The organism is Pseudoalteromonas sp. HL-AS1 (assembly GCF_031198785.1).
Classification (GTDB): domain Bacteria; phylum Pseudomonadota; class Gammaproteobacteria; order Enterobacterales; family Alteromonadaceae; genus Pseudoalteromonas; species Pseudoalteromonas distincta.
In genome coordinates, this window is the sequence record NZ_CP133570.1 from 213048 (window position 1) to 236805 (window position 23758).

The 23758-nt window shown below is 40.5% G+C and carries 15 protein-coding genes, 3 rRNA genes and 2 pseudogenes; 7 read left to right on the forward strand and 13 right to left on the reverse strand.

Features of this window, described 5'->3' with window-relative positions:
- Positions 1-45 precede the first annotated feature (45 nt).
- Positions 46-900 carry a mechanosensitive ion channel family protein gene (locus tag RB214_RS17995; RefSeq protein ID WP_182671916.1) on the reverse strand — a complete coding sequence of 285 codons (855 nt, stop codon included), beginning with the start codon at positions 898-900 and terminating at the stop codon, positions 46-48.
- Positions 901-1175: 275 nt separating this feature from the next.
- Between RB214_RS17995 and RB214_RS18000 the strand changes: the two genes are divergently transcribed.
- Together RB214_RS18000 and RB214_RS18005 are read left to right on the forward strand one after the other, a co-directional pair.
- Positions 1176-1856 (forward strand): SDR family oxidoreductase, encoded by a 681-nt coding sequence (locus RB214_RS18000; protein ID WP_309169366.1) that lies wholly within the window; start codon positions 1176-1178, stop codon positions 1854-1856.
- A 175-nt stretch (positions 1857-2031) separates the two neighbouring features.
- Positions 2032-3072 carry an IS481 family transposase gene (locus tag RB214_RS18005; protein WP_138488686.1) on the forward strand — a complete coding sequence of 347 codons (1041 nt, stop codon included), beginning with the start codon at positions 2032-2034 and terminating at the stop codon, positions 3070-3072.
- Positions 3073-3192: 120 nt separating this feature from the next.
- Here the strand turns inward: RB214_RS18005 and RB214_RS18010 are convergent, their stop codons facing one another.
- The 3 genes from RB214_RS18010 to RB214_RS18020 all read right to left on the reverse strand — a co-directional run bounded on the left by RB214_RS18010 (position 3193) and on the right by RB214_RS18020 (position 5156).
- Positions 3193-3573 carry a VOC family protein gene (locus RB214_RS18010; protein WP_309169367.1) on the reverse strand — a complete coding sequence of 127 codons (381 nt, stop codon included), beginning with the start codon at positions 3571-3573 and terminating at the stop codon, positions 3193-3195.
- A 44-nt stretch (positions 3574-3617) separates the two neighbouring features.
- The gene (locus RB214_RS18015) at positions 3618-4208 is read right to left on the reverse strand and encodes a lysozyme inhibitor LprI family protein (RefSeq protein ID WP_309169368.1); all 591 of its coding nucleotides are present in this window, start codon (positions 4206-4208) and stop codon (positions 3618-3620) included.
- Positions 4209-4337: 129 nt separating this feature from the next.
- Positions 4338-5156, reverse strand: coding sequence for a PIN domain-containing protein (locus tag RB214_RS18020; RefSeq protein ID WP_309169369.1), 819 nt, complete (start codon positions 5154-5156; stop codon positions 4338-4340).
- Between the two features lie 400 nt (positions 5157-5556).
- Here RB214_RS18020 and RB214_RS18025 point away from each other — a divergent pair, with 400 nt between their 5' ends.
- Positions 5557-6870: a M20/M25/M40 family metallo-hydrolase gene (locus RB214_RS18025; protein ID WP_309169370.1), complete on the forward strand. Its 1314-nt coding sequence runs from the start codon at positions 5557-5559 to the stop codon at positions 6868-6870.
- Between the two features lie 64 nt (positions 6871-6934).
- Here RB214_RS18025 and RB214_RS18030 read toward each other — a convergent pair whose 3' ends face one another.
- From RB214_RS18030 to RB214_RS18050, 5 genes are all read right to left on the reverse strand, one after another.
- Positions 6935-7732: a response regulator gene (locus tag RB214_RS18030; protein WP_004334468.1), complete on the reverse strand. Its 798-nt coding sequence runs from the start codon at positions 7730-7732 to the stop codon at positions 6935-6937.
- Positions 7733-7853: 121 nt separating this feature from the next.
- Complete coding sequence (locus RB214_RS18035) at positions 7854-8570, reverse strand: Sir2 family NAD-dependent protein deacetylase (protein WP_309169371.1); 717 nt, start codon at positions 8568-8570, stop codon at positions 7854-7856.
- A complete protein-coding gene (locus RB214_RS18040; RefSeq protein ID WP_309169372.1) occupies positions 8567-9583 on the reverse strand; it encodes a kelch repeat-containing protein in 1017 nt (338 codons plus the stop codon). Before RB214_RS18040 ends, RB214_RS18035 begins: the two co-directional genes overlap by 4 nt.
- 74 nt (positions 9584-9657) lie before the next feature.
- Positions 9658-9876 (reverse strand): epimerase, encoded by a 219-nt coding sequence (locus RB214_RS18045; RefSeq protein WP_309169373.1) that lies wholly within the window; start codon positions 9874-9876, stop codon positions 9658-9660.
- 149 nt (positions 9877-10025) lie between these two features.
- Positions 10026-10901, reverse strand: coding sequence for a diguanylate cyclase domain-containing protein (locus RB214_RS18050; RefSeq protein WP_309169374.1), 876 nt, complete (start codon positions 10899-10901; stop codon positions 10026-10028).
- A gap of 480 nt (positions 10902-11381) precedes the next feature.
- On the opposite strand from RB214_RS18050, the pseudogene RB214_RS18055 reads away from it, so the two are divergent.
- From RB214_RS18055 to RB214_RS18070, 4 genes and pseudogenes are all read left to right on the forward strand, one after another.
- Positions 11382-13438 (forward strand): annotated as a pseudogene (locus RB214_RS18055) (TonB-dependent receptor plug domain-containing protein).
- Between the two features lie 124 nt (positions 13439-13562).
- Positions 13563-14531 carry an IS30 family transposase gene (locus tag RB214_RS18060; protein ID WP_309168378.1) on the forward strand — a complete coding sequence of 323 codons (969 nt, stop codon included), beginning with the start codon at positions 13563-13565 and terminating at the stop codon, positions 14529-14531.
- A 5-nt stretch (positions 14532-14536) separates the two neighbouring features.
- Positions 14537-15073, forward strand: a complete 537-nt coding sequence (locus tag RB214_RS18065) for a YfiR family protein (protein ID WP_309169375.1) — start codon at positions 14537-14539, stop codon at positions 15071-15073.
- A 4-nt stretch (positions 15074-15077) separates the two neighbouring features.
- Positions 15078-17099, forward strand: a pseudogene (locus RB214_RS18070) (putative bifunctional diguanylate cyclase/phosphodiesterase).
- 300 nt (positions 17100-17399) lie between these two features.
- Here the strand turns inward: RB214_RS18070 and RB214_RS18075 are convergent.
- From RB214_RS18075 to RB214_RS18090, 4 genes are all read right to left on the reverse strand, one after another.
- Entirely contained in the window at positions 17400-18035 is a 636-nt protein-coding gene (locus tag RB214_RS18075; RefSeq protein WP_309169376.1) for an isoprenylcysteine carboxylmethyltransferase family protein, read from the reverse strand.
- A 386-nt stretch (positions 18036-18421) separates the two neighbouring features.
- Positions 18422-18536: ribosomal RNA gene (rrf, locus tag RB214_RS18080) — 5S ribosomal RNA — on the reverse strand.
- 144 nt (positions 18537-18680) lie between these two features.
- Positions 18681-21570, reverse strand: a 23S ribosomal RNA gene (locus tag RB214_RS18085).
- A gap of 295 nt (positions 21571-21865) precedes the next feature.
- Positions 21866-23401, reverse strand: a 16S ribosomal RNA gene (locus RB214_RS18090).
- The 16S, 23S and 5S rRNA genes sit together here, the layout of an rRNA operon.
- Positions 23402-23758 lie beyond the last annotated feature (357 nt).

The window sequence follows — 23758 nt, forward strand, 5'->3', positions numbered from 1 at the left end:
GAGCCAAGGCTCGCTATTTTTATTTGTGTTTATGCTAATACATATTTAAGCATCTTTGTTAACAGTTATTGCCGACGCCATAGACTCAGATATATGCAGCGTACGCTGCGGAAACGGAATACTCAGCCCAGCGCCTTCAATTGCTTCTTTAACACGTTTATTTAAATCCCACACGGTTTGCCAATAATCACCATTAACAGCCCATGCACGTAATTGAATGTTCACTGCGCTTTCGCCTATTGATGTCACCATTACTTTAGGTGCAGGCTCTGCGAGTAATCGGCTCTCTGATGCAGCTAATTCTTTAAGTACATTTAAGCCAACGTCAATAGAGTCGGCATACGAAATACCCACCACTATATCCATTCGTCTTTTGCCATTACGGGTAAAGTTTTTAATATTGCCACCCCACACTTTGCCGTTAGGCGATGCGATATAAAGGCCGTCGGTGGTTTTAAAAATAGTGGTAAACAGGTTTATTTCACTCACAGTACCTAGTGTGCCACTGGCATCAACAAAATCGCCTATTTTAAAAGGTCTGAGTATTAGCAGCATAATACCCGCAGCAATATTGCTCAGCGTATTTTTAAGGGCTAAACCAATCGCTAAACCAGCAGCACCCATTAGCGCAATTAAGCTTGCCGTATTAACACCAAAAATATCTAAAATAAATAGCCCACCAATTATATAAACTAAATAACCAGCAATACTCGATAAAAGAGGAAGCAGCGTACTATCCACTTTTTTTAATGGCGATTTAGAATTTTTAATCGCTTTTTTAACCGAGCGCGCAATTAAGGCACTCGCAATTAAAATCACCAACGCTAAAATCACTTTGTACCCTAAAGTGATGATTGTTTCTGAATGGCTTTGCCAAAACGCTAAAAGTTTATCTTTCATGTTTGTTCCGATAAATGTGGCTGAAACTCAGCAAAATAATGGTTAAATCTAATAAAAACCGACTTCAAAAGAAGTGGCGCGAGTATATAGAATAAAAAATTTAAACCTATCTTTTTTAATCACTTATTTCAATTTTAATAACGGCCTAAAAAACATGATGATTGAAGTACAAAACACAGCTATTTATCGCTAATTTATAGCGACTATTCAATGTAGGTTAATCGTTTATTGTTATGGTGATTTTAAGTTTTTAACGTTCATTAAAGAGGTTATATATGGCAAAAGAAAAAATAGTACTCATAACCGGCGCTTCTAGTGGCATTGGTGAAGCAACGGCAAAAACCTTAGTAAACAACGGTCATAAAGTTATATTAACCGCCCGCAGAGAAGAGCAACTTAACCAACTTGTTGCCGAACTAGGATCAGATAACGCACTGAGCGTAGCCGCAGATGCAACCGACTTTACCGCGCTTGAAAACGTAGTTACCAAAGGCATTGAAAAGTTTGGCCGATTAGATGTAGCCTTTGCTAACGCAGGCATGGGGGTTTCAACCGCAGGCACCGAAAAAGGCGACCCCGATGAATGGTCAACTATGATCGACATAAACATTAAAGCCCTACTGTGGACTGCAAAATTAACCCTGCCGCATTTACGCCAAAATAAAGGTCACTTTATATTAACCAGCTCTGCCGCTGGCCGTAAGCCAATTGGTGGCTCTATTTACGGTGCAACTAAATGGTTTGCTTATGGCTTTGGACAAAACTTAGCTGAGGAAATGAGCGAATGGAACGGCCGCTGCACAACTATAGCTCCTGGCATGGTAAACACCCCATTTTTTGATAAAGCTAAACCCGACAAACTCGACCCACAAGATGTAGCCGACGCCGTACTGTTTACCATTGAAGCGAACCAGCGCAACAACGTACGCGAGATATATTTAATGCCGACTAATTAACGTTGATTGGTTAAATTTGAGCTGTCAGGTTTAATGCCAATGGCGTTAAACCTGATGGTTGTTTGTATGTATTAGTTCAGACAAGATCTGACACATCAACTTGAAAAAGTGAGAGTTACCCGTTTTGATAAAAGGTGTCGAATCTTTAAATCAAAACATATAAGAGGTAACTCTCATGCTACATACTAACAATCCAATTATTAAACACAAAGCGGGTTTACTTAATCTTGCAGAAGAACTTGGCAACGTATCAAGAGCCTGCAAAGTGATGGGCGTATCCCGTGATACATTTTATCGATATCAAGAACTCGTCGAAGACGGTGGACTTGATGCGTTAATTGATAAAAGTCGTAGAGCGCCAAACTTAAAAAATAGAGTTGATGAAGCAACTGAACAAGCCGTCATTAAATACGCTGTCGATTATCCAGCTCATGGCCAACACAGAACGAGTAATGAACTCAGAAAACAAGGCGTATTCGTTTCTGGCAGCGGTGTTCGTTCAATATGGCTACGTCATGACCTAGAGAACTTCAAAAAGCGTCTCAAGGCACTAGAAAATAAAGTTGCTAACGAAGGTATCATTCTCACCGACGCTCAAGTAGCTGCGCTTGAAAAGAAAAAACATGATGACGAAGCGTGTGGTGAAATTGAAACGGCTCACCCAGGTTATCTAGGCTCTCAAGATACATTTTACGTGGGTAATCTCAAAGGCGTTGGGCGTATCTACCAACAAACCTTCGTTGATACATACAGCAAAGTAGCGTTCGCTAAGCTCTACACCACGAAAACGCCAATTACTGCGGCTGACATACTCAACGACAAAGTACTGCCGTACTTCGAACAGTACGAGCTTCCCATGCTACGTATTCTAACCGATAGAGGCACTGAATATTGTGGCAAAGTCGAACATCATGATTACCAGTTATATCTGGCTATTAATGATATCGATCATACAAAAACCAAAGCTATGTCACCGCAAACAAATGGTATCTGCGAACGCTTCCACAAAACGATACTCAATGAATTCTATCAAGTTACATTCCGTAAAAAGCTATATAGCTCATTAGCGGAATTGCAAAAGGATCTGGACGAATGGATGATTTATTACAATAATGACCGAACTCATCAAGGAAAAATATGCTGTGGCAGAACGCCATTAGAAACTTTATTAGATGGAAAATTGATCTGGGCTGAGAAAAATTTAGCTCAAATCTAGACTGACAGTCACCGATTAAAAAACGGGTAACTGTCAGATCAAGTCTGAGCTAGTACAGTTTGTATTTTGAGGTTAGATTTTAATAGCGTAAAGTTGAACACTGCATAATTAAAGATCAGATTAGCTGCGTACTTCTACACGCCAAGGTGGATTAATCCTATTTTCACCAGCCCAATAAAGCTTAATTTTATGACCTGACGGATCATGCAGTACGGCCTCTCGCCATAAATAACTCTGGTCTGTAGGTTCTTGTATAAATACAAAACCTTTAACTTTTAAAGCCTCAACCAGTTCATCTAATTGTTCATGTTCAAAATATATTACCGTGCCACAATCAAACTCACCTCGATCTAAAGACAATGAGAAAGTTGAATCTCCATCTGGGCATTCAAAGCGAGCATAATGTGGGGTATCTACAATTTGAGTAAAACCTAAGTCGCGATAAAATTTAGTCGAAATTTCCATGTCTTTAACGGGTAATGTAATTTGATTTAAGTTCATTTAAGTTCCTTTGCCCCTAACATTCAGTTAGGGCACTCCACCGTTCAACTATAGTTGCATCGCCCAATAAGTTCATCTAATTCCGCCTGAAGTCTCGCTGTACGCTCGTTAGTTAATGACTCAAGTTCAGAAGCATAAATAAATGGGTAAATGCTACCGCCTTGATAACGAGCTGAAGCAGCCTCTGCCTGACTGATGCTGTAGCTTTCCCATTCTGTTTGGCTGTTCATTAAAGATTGACTCACAAAATCACCTACTCGACTATCTATTCCAGCAATGGCACGTTGCATTTTCTCTTTTGCAACTTCCAGTCGTTTCGCCGCTCTGTTGTTCAATTCAAGCTGGGTAAAATCTTCTGATTCGTTCTCTTCGATTAGAGGTGAAGCTTCGGCTTGAAGAGCCCGATTTTTTGTTAGGATAGCTTCAGATTTTCCGGTAATCATAGCTTCTAGCTGCTTTAAACCATTAATATCTATTCTTTGCTCATTCATTTGCTTATGAATATCGAGAAGCTTCTTCTGTTTATCTAACGTTTCAAGTTGAGGCTTACTCTCAATCTTGCGTTTAAACAAATATCCAATGACACTAATAACAACACCAAGGAGCACTAATCCAAATTTTTCAGTTATATTCATAAGCTCGATTCTTGTTTAGCCCTAACGCCACATGACCTGCGGAGCAAGCTGGACGATTTTTTGCGCCCTTTGTTTTATGCAAAAAATCGGAAAGTTTGCGGAGTCAGATTTCATGCGCTTGTTATATTTTTAATTTTCACATTCAAAACCAGTTAATCCGAGGCTTTCATTTAAGGATGCTATAATTGCTTTGATTTGCTCTTCCGCCTCTTCCATTTCTTTTGTTACAACTTCATCTACGGCTTTAAGTGCAAATGATAGCTTGTCAGTCAAAATTATTTTACGCCTTTTACTCACCCGTTCCTGAAACTCTTTTTTAAGCCAGTCATTTAAATAAGATTTTCCACCATGAATTGCACCGTAATCAGTATCCCTAGTAACTATGATAATTTCCTTATCTGTTTGATTTGCACACTCAATAATCCACTCCCAATTTATTGCATCACCAAATGAATTATCTGCATCTTTTCTTGGAGGGTAGCCAAGGGAAAACCTTTTTCGAGCTAACCTTCTAATTTTAAAGCGGTCATCCGATTCTCGATCTAGATTGTAATCAGATTTACGTTTAAAAATTCTATTTAATTTTTGAAAAACCGGATCGTTAGAAGATGGGTTTTGTAATATCTTTTCAACCTTAGCTTTTACTTTCTTTTGTTGTGTAGATATTTCTTTTTTGTGTTTCTCAATCATCTTCGATGGTTGGAAGTCAGCTAATAAAGCTGGAGGGGTAAGCTTCCCCCAATCAGGAGAGGTATAAGTTTTTAATGTTTCAAGAATTACTTTTTGTCTGTTTTTCTTAAATTCCATTTCAACCTGAGAGCCTATTATTAGGCGATCTTTGCAATCTTCTAACCTGTCGAGGTATGCAAGGCTCACATCGCTTTTCCTTATTCGATATAAATCTAGCAAAATATTTGTATCTACAAAAATCAAAGCATCCAGTTGCACTAAACTCTCCTACAAACATAACAATTTAGTTTACGACATTTTTCTTTTTACAAATCGGCAAATGTCCCTATTTTATAATAGTTTCATCCTAACTATATAATAAACACCTGTAAACAAATAGTTAGCTTCGACTTTCCTTTCCTAAATGCAGCAAAACTCCAAAATGGTGGAGATCAGTAATATCAGGCAAATTGCTGTTTAGTTGCACAGCTTAATTATTAGCTAGGTGGTTATCTCTTAAATACTTGTGTTTAAACCAATAACGCGCCCCCCTGTCCCCCTTAAACTTGTAACTCGTTATTACTTATAAAATTAGTTAACAATCACAATCTACTTCTATTGAATCCTCTGTATTTTTAATTCATATTAAATACTCTTATTTCTCACTTATTATACTGTTATGTCATTTTTAAAATTTAGCCATGCACTTATCCTCACACTTGCTAGTACCCTACCGCTTACAAGCCATGCTGCGCTTGATAAAAATGAGCGTGAAATAGTAAAACAGGTCGATAAAAATATTCCCCAAGCACTTAAAGAAATAGAGCAAGCCGTAAATATTAATAGCGGTTCGCTTAATATTGAAGGTGTAAAAAAAGTAGGCGCGCTGACAAGTGAACAGCTTAAAGCTATTGGTTTTAAAGTAGAATGGCTGGATGGCAGTGCGTTTAACCGCGCAGGGCATGTATTAGCAACCCATGAGAGCAATGATCCCGATGCAATAAAAATACTGATGATCGGCCATCTAGATACGGTATTTGCCAAAAACGATAACTTTACAACTTATAAACAGCTTGATGCCGATACAGCCAGTGGCCCAGGCGTTGCCGATATGAAAGGCGGTAACACGATTATAATTACCGCACTTAAAAGCTTACAAGCCCTTAATTTACTCGAAAATGTAAGCATAAAAGTATTATTGACTGGCGATGAAGAAAGCAGCGGTCGCCCGCTTAGCTTATCTAAACAAGCTATTGTTGATGCAGCAATTTGGGCCGACGTAGCGCTTGGCTACGAAAATGGCGATAACAATATAAAAACAGCTATGGCGGCGCGCCGTGGTTATACCGGCTGGACGCTAAACGTAACGGCAAATGCAGCGCATTCGTCACAAATATTTAGCGAAAGCGTTGGATATGGCGCTATTTACGAAGCATCACGCATTTTAAATGATTTTAGAGAGCAACTTGCCACGCAACCTAATTTAACATTTAACCCAGGGCTTATTGTGGGCGGTACAAATGCCGATTACGACAGTGCTAACTCGTCAGCAACGGCGTTTGGTAAAAGTAATGTAATAGCACAAACCGTGCATGTAGCAGGTGATTTACGCGCACTTTCGCCAAAACAGGTAGAAAGCGCTAAAAGGGTTATGCTACAAATTGTGGCTAAAAACTTAGATGGCAGTAAAGCAGAGCTTATTTTTGAAGACGGTTACCCGCCAATGGCATTAACTGATGGCAATAAAAAGCTATTAGAATTATATAGCGACGCAAGCCATGATTTAGGCTTTAACAAAGTAGTAGCCGCCAATCCACGCAATGCAGGTGCGGCTGATATTTCGTTTGCGGCAAATCATGTTGATATGGCACTTGATGGTTTAGGTTTGATGGGCAGCGGCGCGCACACTAAAAACGAAACAGCCGATTTAACCAGCCTTGATAAAAACATTAAAAAAACGGCATTACTCATTTATAGATTAGGAAAACTGTAATAGTAAATGTATTTTAAAGATGAGCGTAGGCCAAATAATAACCAACCTACGCTTGTACTTACTTTTAAGACATTATTTTATACAGTAATTCTCGCACTGTGGCTGGTTCAAACGGTTTATCACAAATAGCATCAACTCCCGCTTGAGCAATATTAGCTAGGTGAGTGTCGTTTGCCTCTGAGCTCACCATTAAAATAGGAATATGTGAGTAGCTATTTGAGCTTCTAACGGCTTCTGTTAGTTCTCGCCCGTCCATTTCTGGCATGTTGTAGTCGGTTACTATTAAGTCAAACGGTTGGTTATTCAAGTGCTCAATAGCTTCTTTACCGTTTTCAGCTTCTATTGGTGCAGGTATTCCCATCCCCGCAAGTACACGTATTATGTGTTTACGCGCAAAGCGGCTGTCGTCTACCACTAAAACTCGCAGCAACGTTACGTCAAAATGATCAAGTTCTACTTCTTCTTCGCTTATAATATCGAGGGTTGCTTTGAGTGCGCGGGTAATGGCTTTTGCGCTAAAAGGCTTAGGCAAAATAGCCAGCACACCCGATTGGCGTAATTGCTCAAGGTATTTTTTATTACGCTCGCTCGATATAAGCATAAAAGGTTGATGCTCGGTGATAGGGTTTGATCTTATTTCTTGCAATAGTGAGTCGGCTGTCCCGTCAGATAAATACATAGAGCTTATAACTAGATCAGGGTGATAACTTGCTAATAAGCTAAGTGCTTGTGTTTGTGTAGATGCAGTTTCAACTTGTTTTACACCACTTTCTAAAAGCGATTTTATTATTATTTTTTGCTGAACCTCTGAAGGCTCTACAAGTAAAATGGACAAGTTTGCTATTGCAGTTAAGTCGCTCATTCAGATCTCTTTAGTATTGTTATAATCAGGATAATAATAACATTTTTGACTCGTTAATATTATATAAAGAGATTGTAATATTTAAGAAAACATTACCAACCCCTTTAAAATATAGCACTTATTAATTAGATTGAATGTAATCTAATGCATTCATTTTTTTATATGTGACGTTAGCGTGCAAAATATGTGCAGGTTCAGGGTCAACCACTTCAACAGGAATGTCGTAATTTCGGGCTATTTCAATTGCCATTTGCGTAATATTAACGCTAAACGAGGTGCCCATAAATACAATTTTATCGGCGTTGAGCATACGCTGTTGTGCTTGTGTTATTCTGTAAAGCTCGGTGTAGTATTCGTCAAATAATAAAACAAAGGGCTTAAATGAATGGTTTAGCTCAGGCGTTTGGTTTTGAATATTAAATAGCTCAAAAAGAGACTCTTGCAGGCAGCTTTCGTCTACGCTATCCCACGGGGTGGCAAGTGGCGTGACTGGCTCACCTTGCTCATGAAATAAGGTCATTTGATCAAGCCTGCCGTGTATAGATATGTAATTTTTGTTACCCGCTTTGCCATCAAGCCCATCTATGTTTTGAGTAATTAGGTTTTTGTCACTTAGCCAATGGTGTACGTCGTTTGGGCCATGGTTGCGATACGTTGCAAAGCGATGGTAATACCATGCTAAAAACTCTTTTGGGGCGTTTTGATACATTGCGCGCGTTGCCATTTCCATAGGCGTATAATTTTTACTGCCAATGGTCCAATAACCATCCTCCCCTCTAAAGGTCGGAATACCACTGGCTGCGCTGACTCCCGCTCCTGTAATGTAAAGAGTGTTCACTTTTCAACCTCGTAACCGAGCACGTTAGCGCTTACTTGCTGACTTTTATCAATGCCGCCAATTCGATATAAAACCCCACTGTACTCAAGTAAACCACGATGATCCATGCTCTTTACTTCCACTGGGGATAAAATCTGCCATTCGTTTTTTTCGATACTAAAGCGCCAAACATGGTCACTTGCTGGTGCAGGTTTGCCGTCGTAACCTATTGCGCTGTAGTTATATGGGTTATTAGAGCCTGCCATCATATAAATATTGCCATTATAGCTGGTGGCTGCCATTCGGTAGTGAGCAGTGCCTGTTGGATGTGGCAAGGTACGCCAATCTATTTTTTGTGGATTAGTTGAATCTATTGTGCCTTTTAAGCACTGTGCTACACCTGCAAACGAGCGACGCGAATCAGGATTAGCTTGTGTTTTAACGCCATCACAAATAACAATGGTGTTATCACTAATAGCAGCGGCTTGGCCAAATACAGGCTCACCTAAAAATGGCGAGGCTTGTTGCCATGTATTATTTTGCGTGTCGTATACTTGTACTATGTTTACGTTGCCGTCGTTATGCCAACCGCTAATTAGATAAATGTAACGCGCTTTATAGCTCAGCGCTACGCTATCGTCTACGGGTACTGGCATGCTAGCAAGGTGAGTGTAGGTATCTTTTATTACGTCGTACCTATATACGTCGGGGCTTGAAACTTCAGTATGATCCTCTGCTATCGTATAGCCGCCAAACACATAAGCGTATTCGCCTAAACCGGCTGCGGTGCTTGCTAAGCGCCCTTTTAATGGCAAGCTTGAAGGCACACCAGTTTTAGATTGCCACTGTGAATCGCCAACTTTAAGCGCCCACACTTTATTATGCACTGACGAGTATTGTTTATCGCGCCCCAGCCCCATAAAGCTTAAAAAGTAAGGCTGATTTTTAACAATAACTTTAGCCACAGCATTATTTGCAACAGGCTCAGGTAAAGCGGGAAGGCTTGCTAACGCAAGAGAAAAAAGAAGGCTCATAAGGCAAATAATTTAATAAGAATTAATACGCTCAGATTAAATTATTTTAGCCTTGTGAGCCAGTATTGTTATATCTAAATAATCAAACGCTTTTGATTAGTAACCATATAGTAGGCAATACTAATATGGTTACTAATGTGCGCCGCATTTTGCGCTTCATCAACCATTGCGGTTGTATAATCAGTGACAGATACCTTGCTTTCGCCTGCATCATTAGTAAAAAATGTATTACTGCCTATACGGTAATTGCCTTCATTATCAACCAGGCATAGCTTGTGCAGTTCATTTATCAAGGAACTACCTACAAACTGCTGTAAGAGCATTTATAGATTTTTAACGCAGCACTGGAAAACCGCTATTAAAAATGTGGCGCTAAGTAATGTATTGTAGTAAAGGGCGTTGTGAAGGTAAGTTGTCTAAGGTGGTAGTTCAGCATGATTTTTTAAGGTAAATAGGTTACGTTATCTAAGCCTTGTTGTTTATTTTTGTACATAGCTTGATCAGCATATTTTATAAGTTCATGATCTGTTTGTCCGTGCTCTGGGTAGTTTGCAATGCCAATACTGGGGGAAATATTTAGTAGTACATCATCTAACTTAAAGACAGCTTTAAACTCAGTGAGGACTTTATTTTTTATTCTGACGGTTTCGTGGCTAGAACTTAAGTTATCTAAAATAATTAAAAATTCGTCTCCGCCTAAACGCCCTACTGTGTCGTAATGCCTAACCGACGCTGAGAGCCTTTTTGCTATAGCACATAAAAGCTTATCGCCAGTTTCGTGTCCGTGGGTGTCGTTTACTGCTTTAAAGCCATTTATGTCTATAAACAGTAAAGAAAAAAATGTGTTGTTTGTAGTTGCACTAATAATTACTTTTTCAAATCGCTCCATCAATAAAGAGCGATTAGGCAAACCAGTTAACACATCGTGCCGAGCCATGTAATGGAGCTGCTCTTCCATTACTTTTCGCTCAGTTATATCGTGCGCAACTGCAATTCTTACTTGATGTTGCTCTGACCAACGAACAGACCATAATATATGGACTATTTGACCATCTTTTCTCATCCAGCGGTTTTCGAAGCGAGGGTTTACCGTTTCGCCAGACAATAGCGAAGTTACGGCGTTATGCGTTTTGTAATGATCACCTTCGTAAACATAGTTAATCATTTTTTTGCCTACAACTTCGTCGGCCGTATAACCAAAAATTTGCTCAAATGCTGCGCTTACAAAAACAAATGTGCCTTGTTTATCTACCACACAAACGGCATCAAGCATTAAATCGAGTACTGCTTCTATATTAATTAATTCATTTTTTATCATACTTTGGTGTCTTCAAAGCAAAACCAAGCAAATTTAAGTATTCTATATAGCTTTAACAAAAGCAAAGATAATTAAACCACAATCGCAGATAACACAGGGCTAGGTATAAATTGTGCCCATATAATTAATATTGCTTTGAGAAGCATGACACGAAATAGTTAAGATTAAATATTTAATAACCGTAAATACTTTGGAGTTATTCTGAAGTAGACTAAATTTTAAGTTGTATATAAACATATAGCTATCAGCTATTTACATTTTACTGACTCTTTAATAAATATACTTATAAAGTTCATTTAACTATATTTTTACAGTTCAATTGGGCGAAATTAGACCTTTTAACTACTACAAAATTAGCTACCTTGATTTAATCTCATTTATGCTTTTACACTGTTAATGTATGTTAATATTGTGTGATATCACATGTATTGCAAAAACAAAGACTGTTTTTGATTTTTTGATTGCGCAGGAGACTTTTGGGTGAAAATATCACAACGTTTGTTTTGGCCATTACTTTTTGTTTGCCCTCTCTTAACGGCCGAGCCGTTTGAAGATGAAGACCTCGATCTTGATGCTTTAATGGGCATGGATGTACAAGCAACTTCTGCGATGAAAAGAGCACAATCAGCATTTGATACCGCTTCATCTATTTATGTATTAAGTAAAGAACAAATTACTAACTCTGGTGCTACATCAGTACCTGAAGCACTGAAAATGGTGCCTGGTTTAATTGTACGTCAGCTCGATAACAATCAATGGGCTATTTCATCAAGAGGTATTGCCTCTCGATTTTCTAGCAAACTATTGGTTATGATTGACGGACAAAGCTTATATACCCCAAAATTTGCTGCAGTTTATTGGGAAACACTCAACGCTCCTTTGTATGACATTGAACGCATTGAAGTAATACGCGGACAAGGCGGATTACTTTGGGGTAGTAACGCAAATAATGGCGTGATTAATATCATTACTAAAAACAGTATTGATACTCGCGGTGGATACGCAAACGTAACAACTGGTAATCAAATAAATGTTGATGCAAATCTTCGTTACGGTGGTGATATAAGTAACATAGGCAGCTACCGTATGGTCATGTAAAAGATGCGAATGAATCAAAAAAAGGGATCTTACTCGCACCTAACGATACAACTAAACAAAATTCTTTAGGTTTTCGGGCTGACTTTACCCCTAATGATGAGTGGTCTGCGCTACTTCAGGGGGACGTTACTCACTCAACACTTGGTCAAAACTACCGAGGTGTTATAGATGAAACCAACGAAAACATTTCATTCTCAGATGATTTAAAGCGAACAGACTCACGCATAATGGCGCGCCTTGAAAACAGAGTGTCGCCCGATGCCAATCAAATGCTACAAATTTCTTGGCTGAAACAAAATGGTTCTCAAGATTATATTAAAGAAGATTTTGAATCGATAGATATTGATTATCAAATGAACTTCATATATCAATCTCTACAGCTAGATTGGGGATTAAACTACCGGTATAACTCTATCTCTTTCGCAGAAAGTGTATTTTTAGATAGCGATAAAAACTTTGATAACCTCAAACAGTTTGGTGCACTTGTTCAAGCTCAATACAATGTGACGCCCGATACACTCGATTTTATTATTGGTACTAAGCTTGATCATAACGATTTAACAGGCTGGGAAAATCAACCGTCAGCAAGGCTTATATACAAGCCAGTAGATAACCACCTTACTTGGGGTGCTATATCGCGAAGTGTACGTACACCAACATTGATTGAATTTAACGACAACTTTAAAGTTAATGGTACAGAAATTAAAGATCTTACCGGTTTAAGCTCTGGCTTTGGACAAATAGACGACTATCGAATTGCAACCTACCTAAATGGTAACGACAAAGTTAAATCTGAAAACTATCTATCTTATGAGTTAGGCTACCGTTTTACTGCTAACGATTGGTCATTGGATCTTTCTACTTATTATACCGATGCTAATAACGTAGCGGTTATTGATATGAATACACATGCTGAACAATTCACTCCTATACTTGAATTATTTCTAGCAGGGAGAATCCCAGAAGTATTTCAAGCACTAACAATGACTCGCATAGATTTAGACTTTGCATCTGTAGCAGACACGACCACTAAAGGGTTCGACCTAGTTGTATCGTGGCAACCTGTTGATAATCTCAATACTGAGTTTGGTTATAGTTACACCGATTATAACTACGATTTACCTCCTCGAGTAGAGCCCGCAATCGGCTATGACTCTAAAAACAGGCAGTTATTTGCAAAAGCCGATTATTCTTTTTTAACCAACCATAATGTGTTTGCGACATTGCGCGCAATAAACTCAAACGCATATAACACTGATAATTACACAACGTTAGATGTTAGTTGGAATTGGCAAGCAACACCTGTCTGGTCTACTGCAATTTCGGGTAAAAAGCTCTTTGCAGGTTCACATATTGAGTACAATAATACGCGCGAAACCTATACATTACCAAACTATATTGATGAATGTATTACATTTACAATTTCAGCAAATTTCTAAGTTAATTAGATGATTAAATTAAGAAGTCCTAGATTCAAATTGTAAGTGCATAACTTGTTTTGGCTAGATTAAGTGGTCAGTTGCTCATAAACTAACTGCTTTTTCTCCGGCAAGAGATTTTACAATGAGACATTACAAACAACTGACCTATGCGCAAAGATGCCAGATCGCCGTTCTAAAGAAAAGCGGTTTTACGCAACAAAGTATTGCTGAGCTAACTAATTTATCGCAATCTACGATTTCAAGAGAGCTTTCTAGAAATACAGGTAAGCGAGGTTACAGACACAAACAAGCTCATGAGCGGGCTTTGTTTCGCCGAAGAAGTGTAAGAAAACCGCTTAAGATGACACCTGAAATGATAGCTTTAATTACCCAGAAGCTTAATGAGAAGTGGAGTCCTGAACAAATAACGGGATGGTTACGCAAAGAAAGTGAACTGTCTGTCAGCCATGAATGCATTTATCTGTATATCTGGGAAGATAAAAAAGCAGGTGGTGAGTTATACCTACATCTGCGCCGACACGGTAAGAAATATCACAAGCGCAGTCATGGTAAAACAAACCGAGGGCAAATAAAAAATCGCGTTAGCATTGAAGAGCGCCCACAAATAGTTGATGAGAAAGGCCGTATCGGAGATTGGGAAATAGATACCGTCATAGGCAAAGGTCATCGAGGCGCCCTTGTTACGATTGTAGAGCGGGTCACCCAATTCACTGTATCAACTCAGGTGGCAGGCAAAACAGCACAAGCCGTCACTGCGGCGACGATAGAGCTATTAAGGCCATATAGGTCAGCGCTTCATAGCATCACGGCTGACAATGGAAAAGAGTTCGCTTATCACGAGCAAATCACAGAGGCTTTAAGTGTTCCTGTTTATTTTGCTCACCCTTATCACTCATGGGAGCGCGGATTGAATGAAAACACGAATGGATTACTACGTCAGTATTGGCCGAAGAGCACCGATTTTAAGGCGGTAACACCAGCGCAAGTTATACCAGTACTTGAGCAACTTAATAATCGTCCGAGGAAGACACTTGGATTTGAAACGCCTGCAAAATTGATGCAGGATCACTTGGCGGCTAAAGCCGCCTAAACGTTATGCACTTCAGATTTGAATCCGCGAGTTTAATTCACAGTAGCTTAATAACGTTGACACTTCTTAGTGCCAGCGTTTGTGCTGTTGAAAAAGAATACATGCTAAAAGCAGGCTTCTTATATAACTTTGCACGTTTTGGACACTGGGATTATCATTTAGAATCTCTTAATGAATTTATTATTTGTAGCCCTGATAAATACTTTATTGATGCGGCTAACAAAGCTTTAAAAAGTCGCACTATAAAAAACTTACCTCTATACAATAAATTAATCACTCTTGATGAAGTAACAACCTCGGCGTGTAACATGCTATTTATTACCTCTGATACATTTATCGAATGGCAAAACGTAACACCTTTAGAGCTGAAAAACGTTATGCTCATTGGTGAAACAGACACATTTATTGAAAATGGCGGTCATATTAGGTTTTTTCTTTCCAGTGGTAAAATTCGCTTTGAAATTGCTCCGAAACAGCTTAAAGATGCAGGCATTACTATGAGCTCAAAAGTGCTACGCCTTGCCCGCGTTGTAGATAGGTAGTGCAATGAAAAAACTATTTGCATTAAATACGATGAGCAAAAAATTACTATTAATCTTAATGAGTGTTGCACTTGTATCAACCGCGACAGTAACCATTGTATTTAGTGCTTATGAAATCACTAGCGCTAAAGAGGAACAAATAGAAAGCTTGGGCTCTCTGTCAAAAATGCTTTCACCGAATATAACTACAGCACTTATGTTTGATGATTTAGATGCAGTGCAAGAGCTTATAAACCCAATACTTATACGATCAGATGTTATTAGTATAATGGTAACAAGTATGACTGGTGAGGAACTTGTTATTGCGCAATCCGAAGATGAAGATATGGAGCAAAGTATTGAAGTAAGTACACCCCTTCAGCTCGATATGCATGATTACGGTATATTAAAAATACGCGCTAACAACAGCTACATTCAAGACAGAATTACTTTTTACTTTAAATTTATAATGATTTTGATGGTATTCACCTTTGCCATCAGCCTAATTTTATCTCTTTTATTAAGGCGTCGCTTTTTAAACCCTATTTTATATCTAGCTCAAACAGCAAATAAAATAACTACATCACACGATTATAGCTTACGCGCTAAACAGCTATCACAAGATGAAGTAGGACAATTAACCTCTTGTTTTAATGCGATGTTATACAACATTGAGCAAAGAGAAAATTCATTAGAAAACCAAGTTAGACTGCGTACTAATGAACTTGAAAATGCGAATATTCAGTTGCAACAATATGCCTACCAAGATGGATTAACCGACTTACCGAACAGGCGTTATTTTTACGAAAAACTACAAAGCTTAGTAAGTATTAAGGGAATGAAGTTCGCCCTTATATTCATAGATTTGGATGGCTTTAAAGAAGTAAATGACAGCCTAGGTCACGACTACGGTGATTTACTCTTACACCAAGTAGCAACAAGACTGCAAAGTTGTATAACGACTAAAGATACAGTCGCACGTTTAGGTGGTGACGAATTTACATTAATTTTAGAGGGTGTAAATAGTCCTGATGAAGCATCAAAAGTTGCCGAAGCAGTAAACAGCAGCTTAATGCAGAGCATTAAAGTAAAAAAAGAGACAGTCTATGTTACCGCAAGCATAGGTTTAACATTTTTCCCTTCTGATGGTTTAACAGTAGAAGAGCTCGTTAGACGCGCTGACCAAGCAATGTATTTATCTAAAAATAAAGGGCGGAATCGCTATGAATTTTTCTCTTATGCTATAGAAGAAAAAGCCACAGAAAAGCGTCGTCTCATAGAGGAAATACGCACTGCAATTGTTAAAAACCAATTTGAATTATTTTACCAACCTATATTTTCAATTGACGGGAAATCAGTACCAAAAGCTGAAGCTCTAATTCGTTGGAATCACCCTGAACGAGGCCTAATAGGGCCAAATGAATTTATACCTGTCGCTGAAAAAAACGGATTAATAAACGATATCGGCCAATGGGTAAAATCTCAAGCAATTCAAGATACCGTCCAATTCAATGTTTTAAGTGAAAAGACAATTCAAGTCAGTGTAAATACATCACCTCTTGAAATTGACCGTGCTGGTTGCTGGGTGGATGAATGGATTGTAGCAAGTAAAAAGTATCAACTACCTGCAAACACAATTTTAATTGAAGTCACTGAAAATACTTTAATGGATCCCGACTCGTCAATACAACGACAATTAAAACGCTTAAGCACTATTAATATAGATATTGCGATAGACGACTTTGGTGTTGGTTATTCTTCTTTGGCGTATTTACAACGCTTAGATATAGATATTTTAAAAATAGATCGCTAATTTATCAACGATATAGAATCAAACGATAATAGTATTGCTCTCGTGAAAGCTATTATCACTATGGCTCACAATCTAGACGTAATGGTGGTTGCTGAAGGAGTTGAGACACAAAAACAGTATGACCTATTAAAGCAGCTTGCTTGTGATTATATTCAAGGCTACATTTTTTCAAAGGCAATTACTAAACAAGAGTTTATGGAAAAGTATATAATACCAATCCGCAATAATACTTAATCATTTTGCGGGGCTAAACGGGTCGCTACCTGTGTTAAAAAATTCTCATTTACGACTGCATGGATGCAGAAGGTAGAGCAATGCAGGAGCAATTGCCGAGAACAACTAAATAGCAATTTTTTTGCCTAGCTATCAACACGTTTTCCATCCTCAAAATAGATCACTTAATTAAGCGAATTGGTATAAAACAAAAAGAAGTGATCTCATTTATGTCTATCATGCTAGATTTTAGCAAGCCAATACAGAACACTTCTTTACTTTTTGCCTTAAAAATCCATGTATTTAAAGCTCAATCCCAAGCTATAACCAGCGAGGGACTAGTTGTTTATACTCTTTATATTGTGTAGAAAAACAATGAGCTAAATGAGCCTCCTCAACTAATGTTTGTCTATATATAGCTGTAAAACCAATAACTAAACAGATCAAACTAAATATACTAGGTAAGGCTAAAAAGAACCCCACCTGTGCAGCTACAACGCCTAAATACATCGGATTCCTAGAGTATTCATATAATCCTGATGTTTTAAGTTCATGTGGTCCCTTAGGATCAATTCCTGAACGCCAAAGTGCTGCCATATGAAAATGTACAAACATCGTTAAAATAAAGCCTGCGGTCAATAATACATCGCCAAATAATACGCCTGGCCACCCATTGAGTATTGGGAATAGCCCAAGGTAGCTATCTAACTCAGGTACAAACACTCTAATTACACATACAAACCAAATAGCAGCCCTGAAAAATTTAAAAACCATATGGTTCCACCAACTAGTACAAAATTTATCACCGGGATAAATAACGCCTGATGGTGTATTTCGATTTTTATAAATAATTCTAAATGTATAAAATCCGGCAACAAAAGTATAAAAAATAGCTAAGTAAACTCGGGTAAATTCAACTAGCGATGCAGAGTCATCTACAAATGTTTCATAAGGCATTTAAGTTACAGCTCACAATCATTATTGGTAGTAATTTTAAAACAACTAAGCCAATAGATTTAGTTATAAGATCATGAAATCATATTAGTATTCATTGCCCTCATAAACAAGCTAAGTCTGTGGTTAGTTAACGAGTTATAATGAACTAATCAAACTAATTTATAAATTCTGTTTGATACTTCACCTAAACAACTGCTTACACAAACCGAAAAAGTAAATTCGGTAGTTCACAATTTTGTTTTTATACCAACTCGCTTAATTAAGTGATCTATTTTTCCGCCCTACTCGATGGTGTTGGTATGAGTGTATGTTAATTGCGCGTATTTCACTTTTCTGCAGACGCAAAAAAGCCCGACTATTTCTAGTCGGGCTCTCTACAATTTGAAGCCTGGTAATGTCCTACTTTCACATAGCAAATGCTACACTATCATCGGCGCTGTTTCATTTCACTACTGAGTTCGGCATGGAGTCAGGTGGGTCCAAAACGCTATTGTCACCAAGCAAATTTGGGCGTTAATTCGTATCTCTACGCACTAACTGAATTTGGAAAATATCTGATAATATTTTTTAAGTCTTTTCAGTAATATCTACTTTAGTTATATTAACTTCTGTCTAAACTGTCGCATAAAACGCGTTTGGCGTTGTATGGTTAAGCCTCACGGGTAATTAGTACAAGTTAGCTTAATGGCTCACACCACTTCCACATCTTGCCTATCAACGTTGTAGTCTTCAACGGCCCTTCAGAGACTTTAAAAGTCTAGTGAGAACTCATCTCGAGGCCTGCTTCGCGCTTAGATGCTTTCAGCGCTTATCAGTTCCGAACGTAGCTACCGGGCAATGCCATTGGCATGACAACCCGAACACCAGCGGTTCGTTCACTCCGGTCCTCTCGTACTAGGAGCAACCCCTCTCAATTCTCAAACGCCCACGGCAGATAGGGACCGAACTGTCTCACGACGTTCTAAACCCAGCTCGCGTACCACTTTAAATGGCGAACAGCCATACCCTTGGGACCGACTTCAGCCCCAGGATGTGATGAGCCGACATCGAGGTGCCAAACACCGCCGTCGATATGAACTCTTGGGCGGTATCAGCCTGTTATCCCCGGAGTACCTTTTATCCGTTGAGCGATGGCCCTTCCATTCAGAACCACCGGATCACTATGACCTACTTTCGTACCTGCTCGACGTGTCTGTCTCGCAGTTAAGCTGGCTTCTACCATTACACTAACCGTACGATGTCCGACCGTACTTAGCCAACCTTCGTGCTCCTCCGTTACTCTTTAGGAGGAGACCGCCCCAGTCAAACTACCCACCAGGCACTGTCCGTAACCCCGATTCAGGGGCCAACGTTAGAACATCAAAACTACAAGGGTGGTATTTCAAGGACGACTCCACAACAACTAGCGTCGCTGCTTCAAAGTCTCCCACCTATCCTACACATGTAGGTTCAATGTTCAGTGCCAAGCTGTAGTAAAGGTTCACGGGGTCTTTCCGTCTAGCCGCGGGTACACAGCATCTTCACTGCGATTTCAATTTCACTGAGTCTCGGGTGGAGACAGCGTGGCCATGGTTACACCATTCGTGCAGGTCGGAACTTACCCGACAAGGAATTTCGCTACCTTAGGACCGTTATAGTTACGGCCGCCGTTTACCGGGGCTTCGATCAAGAGCTTCTCCCTAAGGATAACCCCATCAATTAACCTTCCGGCACCGGGCAGGTGTCACACCGTATACGTCATCTTGCGATTTTGCACAGTGCTGTGTTTTTAATAAACAGTCCCAGCCACCTGGTCACTGCGGCTCCCGTCCGCTTAGAGAGCAAGTCTCATCACAGATAGGAGCGTACCTTCTCCCGAAGTTACGGTACGATTTTGCCTAGTTCCTTCACCCGAGTTCTCTCAAGCGCCTTAGTATTCTCTACCTGACCACCTGTGTCGGTTTGGGGTACGATTCCATATAATCTGAAGCTTAGAGGCTTTTCCTGGAAGTATGGCATCAGCAACTTCATCACCGTAGTGACTCGTCTCGTGTCTCAGGTTTAATGTTTGTCCGGATTTACCTAAACAAACGCCCTACTCACTTTCACATAGACTACCAACGCTATGCTTGCTTAGCCTGCTCCGTCCCCCCATCGCAATTATATCGAGTACAGAAATATTAATCTGTTTCCCATCGACTACGCCTTTCGGCCTCGCCTTAGGGGTCGACTTACCCTACCCTGATTAACATGGGATAGGAACCCTTGGTCTTCCGGCGTGGGAGTTTTTCACTCCCATTATCGTTACTCATGTCAGCATTCGCACTTCTGATACGTCCAGCATACCTCCCGGTACACCTTCAACCGCTTACAGAACGCTCCCCTACCACTCAGAATAAATTCTGAATCCGCAGCTTCGGTGCATAGTTTAGCCCCGTTACATCTTCCGCGCAGACCGACTCGACCAGTGAGCTATTACGCTTTCTTTAAAGGATGGCTGCTTCTAAGCCAACCTCCTGGCTGTCTGGGCCTTTCCACATCGTTTCCCACTTAACTATGACTTTGGGACCTTAGCTGGCGGTCTGGGTTGTTTCCCTCTTCACGACGGACGTTAGCACCCGCCGTGTGTCTCCCGGATATTACTTTACGGTATTCGGAGTTTGCAAAGGGTTGGTAAGTCGGGATGACCCCCTAGCCTTAACAGTGCTCTACCCCCGTAAGTATTCGTCCGAGGCTCTACCTAAATAGATTTCGGGGAGAACCAGCTATCTCCCGGTTTGATTAGCCTTTCACTCCTAGCCACAGGTCATCCCCTAACTTTTCAACGTTAGTGGGTTCGGTCCTCCAGTTGATGTTACTCAACCTTCAACCTGCCCATGGCTAGATCACCGGGTTTCGGGTCTATACCTTGCAACTAGTCGCCCAGTTAAGACTCGGTTTCCCTACGGCTACCCTATTCGGTTAACCTCGCTACAAAATATAAGTCGCTGACCCATTATACAAAAGGTACGCAGTCACCCAACAAGTGGGCTCCTACTGCTTGTACGTACACGGTTTCAGGTTCTATTTCACTCCCCTCACAGGGGTTCTTTTCGCCTTTCCCTCACGGTACTGGTTCACTATCGGTCAGTTGGGAGTATTTAGCCTTAGATGATGGTCCACCTATATTCAGTCAAAGTTTCACGTGCTCCGACCTACTCGATTTCACTTAAAATGTCTTTTCATGTACGGGACTATCACCCTGTATCGTGGCACTTTCCAGAGCCTTCCATTAACACATAATAAGCTTAAGGGCTGTTCCGATTTCGCTCGCCGCTACTTTCGGAATCTCGGTTGATTTCTTTTCCTACGGGTACTTAGATGTTTCAGTTCTCCGCGTTCGCCTCGTTAACCTATGTATTCAGTTAACGATACCTGCAAGCAGGTGGGTTTCCCCATTCGGAAATCCTAGTCTCAAGCGCTTTTTACTAGCTTGACTAGGCTTATCGCAAGTTAATACGTCCTTCATCGCCTCCAACTGCCAAGGCATCCACCGTGTACGCTTAGTCACTTAACCATACAACCCAAACGGGTCTTTGTTTCGTGACAGTTTAACTTCGCCAGAAGTTAATATTGAATACTAAAGTAGATACCAATCAATCAACGTAAAACGTTAATTAAATGGCACTGAATGGTACTGCTACCATTTTTTTTACTTTTGAAAACTCTTGATAAATACAATGTATCTATCAGAATTTTATTATCAGCTTTTCCAAATTTTTAAAGAGCATATTAATTAGTTATCCCGAAGGACACGCACTAATTAACAATCATCTGTGTGGACACTACGAACAAATAAGTTCTAAATCGTATAAGGAGGTGATCCAGCCCCAGGTTCCCCTAGGGCTACCTTGTTACGACTTCACCCCAGTCATGAATCACTCCGTGGTAAACGTCCTCCCGAGGGTTAGACTATCTACTTCTGGAGCAACCCACTCCCATGGTGTGACGGGCGGTGTGTACAAGGCCCGGGAACGTATTCACCGCGTCATTCTGATACGCGATTACTAGCGATTCCGACTTCATGGAGTCGAGTTGCAGACTCCAATCCGGACTACGACGCACTTTAAGTGATTCGCTTACTCTCGCGAGTTCGCAGCACTCTGTATGCGCCATTGTAGCACGTGTGTAGCCCTACACGTAAGGGCCATGATGACTTGACGTCGTCCCCACCTTCCTCCGGTTTATCACCGGCAGTCTCCTTAGAGTTCTCAGCATTACCTGCTAGCAACTAAGGATAGGGGTTGCGCTCGTTGCGGGACTTAACCCAACATCTCACAACACGAGCTGACGACAGCCATGCAGCACCTGTATCAGAGTTCCCGAAGGCACCAAACCATCTCTGGTAAGTTCTCTGTATGTCAAGTGTAGGTAAGGTTCTTCGCGTTGCATCGAATTAAACCACATGCTCCACCGCTTGTGCGGGCCCCCGTCAATTCATTTGAGTTTTAACCTTGCGGCCGTACTCCCCAGGCGGTCTACTTAATGCGTTAGCTTTGAAAAACAGAACCGAGGCTCCGAGCTTCTAGTAGACATCGTTTACGGCGTGGACTACCGGGGTATCTAATCCCGTTTGCTCCCCACGCTTTCGTACATGAGCGTCAGTGTTGACCCAGGTGGCTGCCTTCGCCATCGGTATTCCTTCAGATCTCTACGCATTTCACCGCTACACCTGAAATTCTACCACCCTCTATCACACTCTAGTTTGCCAGTTCGAAATGCAGTTCCCAGGTTGAGCCCGGGGCTTTCACATCTCGCTTAACAAACCGCCTGCGTACGCTTTACGCCCAGTAATTCCGATTAACGCTCGCACCCTCCGTATTACCGCGGCTGCTGGCACGGAGTTAGCCGGTGCTTCTTCTGTCAGTAACGTCACAGCTAGCAGGTATTAACTACTAACCTTTCCTCCTGACTGAAAGTGCTTTACAACCCGAAGGCCTTCTTCACACACGCGGCATGGCTGCATCAGGCTTGCGCCCATTGTGCAATATTCCCCACTGCTGCCTCCCGTAGGAGTCTGGGCCGTGTCTCAGTCCCAGTGTGGCTGATCATCCTCTCAAACCAGCTAGGGATCGTCGCCTTGGTGAGCCATTACCTCACCAACTAGCTAATCCCACTTGGGCCAATCTAAAGGCGAGAGCCGAAGCCCCCTTTGGTCCGTAGACATTATGCGGTATTAGCAGTCGTTTCCAACTGTTGTCCCCCACCTCAAGGCATGTTCCCAAGCATTACTCACCCGTCCGCCGCTCGTCAGCAAAGTAGCAAGCTACTCTCTGTTACCGCTCGACTTGCATGTGTTAGGCCTGCCGCCAGCGTTCAATCTGAGCCATGATCAAACTCTTCAATTAAAAAGTTTTATGTCTTTCGACAGCTCAATGAATTCTGAATTTTTTAATATCTTTCGATATTGAATTGACTGTGCCGAATAATTACCGAAATAACTATTCTGTTGGTCACTCAGTTTTCAATTGAGACTCTAATTTGTTTGCCTCGCTACCTAAGTAGCTTGGCTGTTAGAACTCAACCTGTACGAGTGCCCACACAGATGATTGCTTTATATTGTTAAAGAACGTTTTGAGTCGCTTTAGCGTCTCAAGGGATGCGAATAATACACCCTTTATTTTTTGAGTCAACACTTTGTTTTAAACTTTCTTTTTAGAAGATTTAAAACAAAGTTTTATTTAACTCTCTGAGTAGTTCGTGCC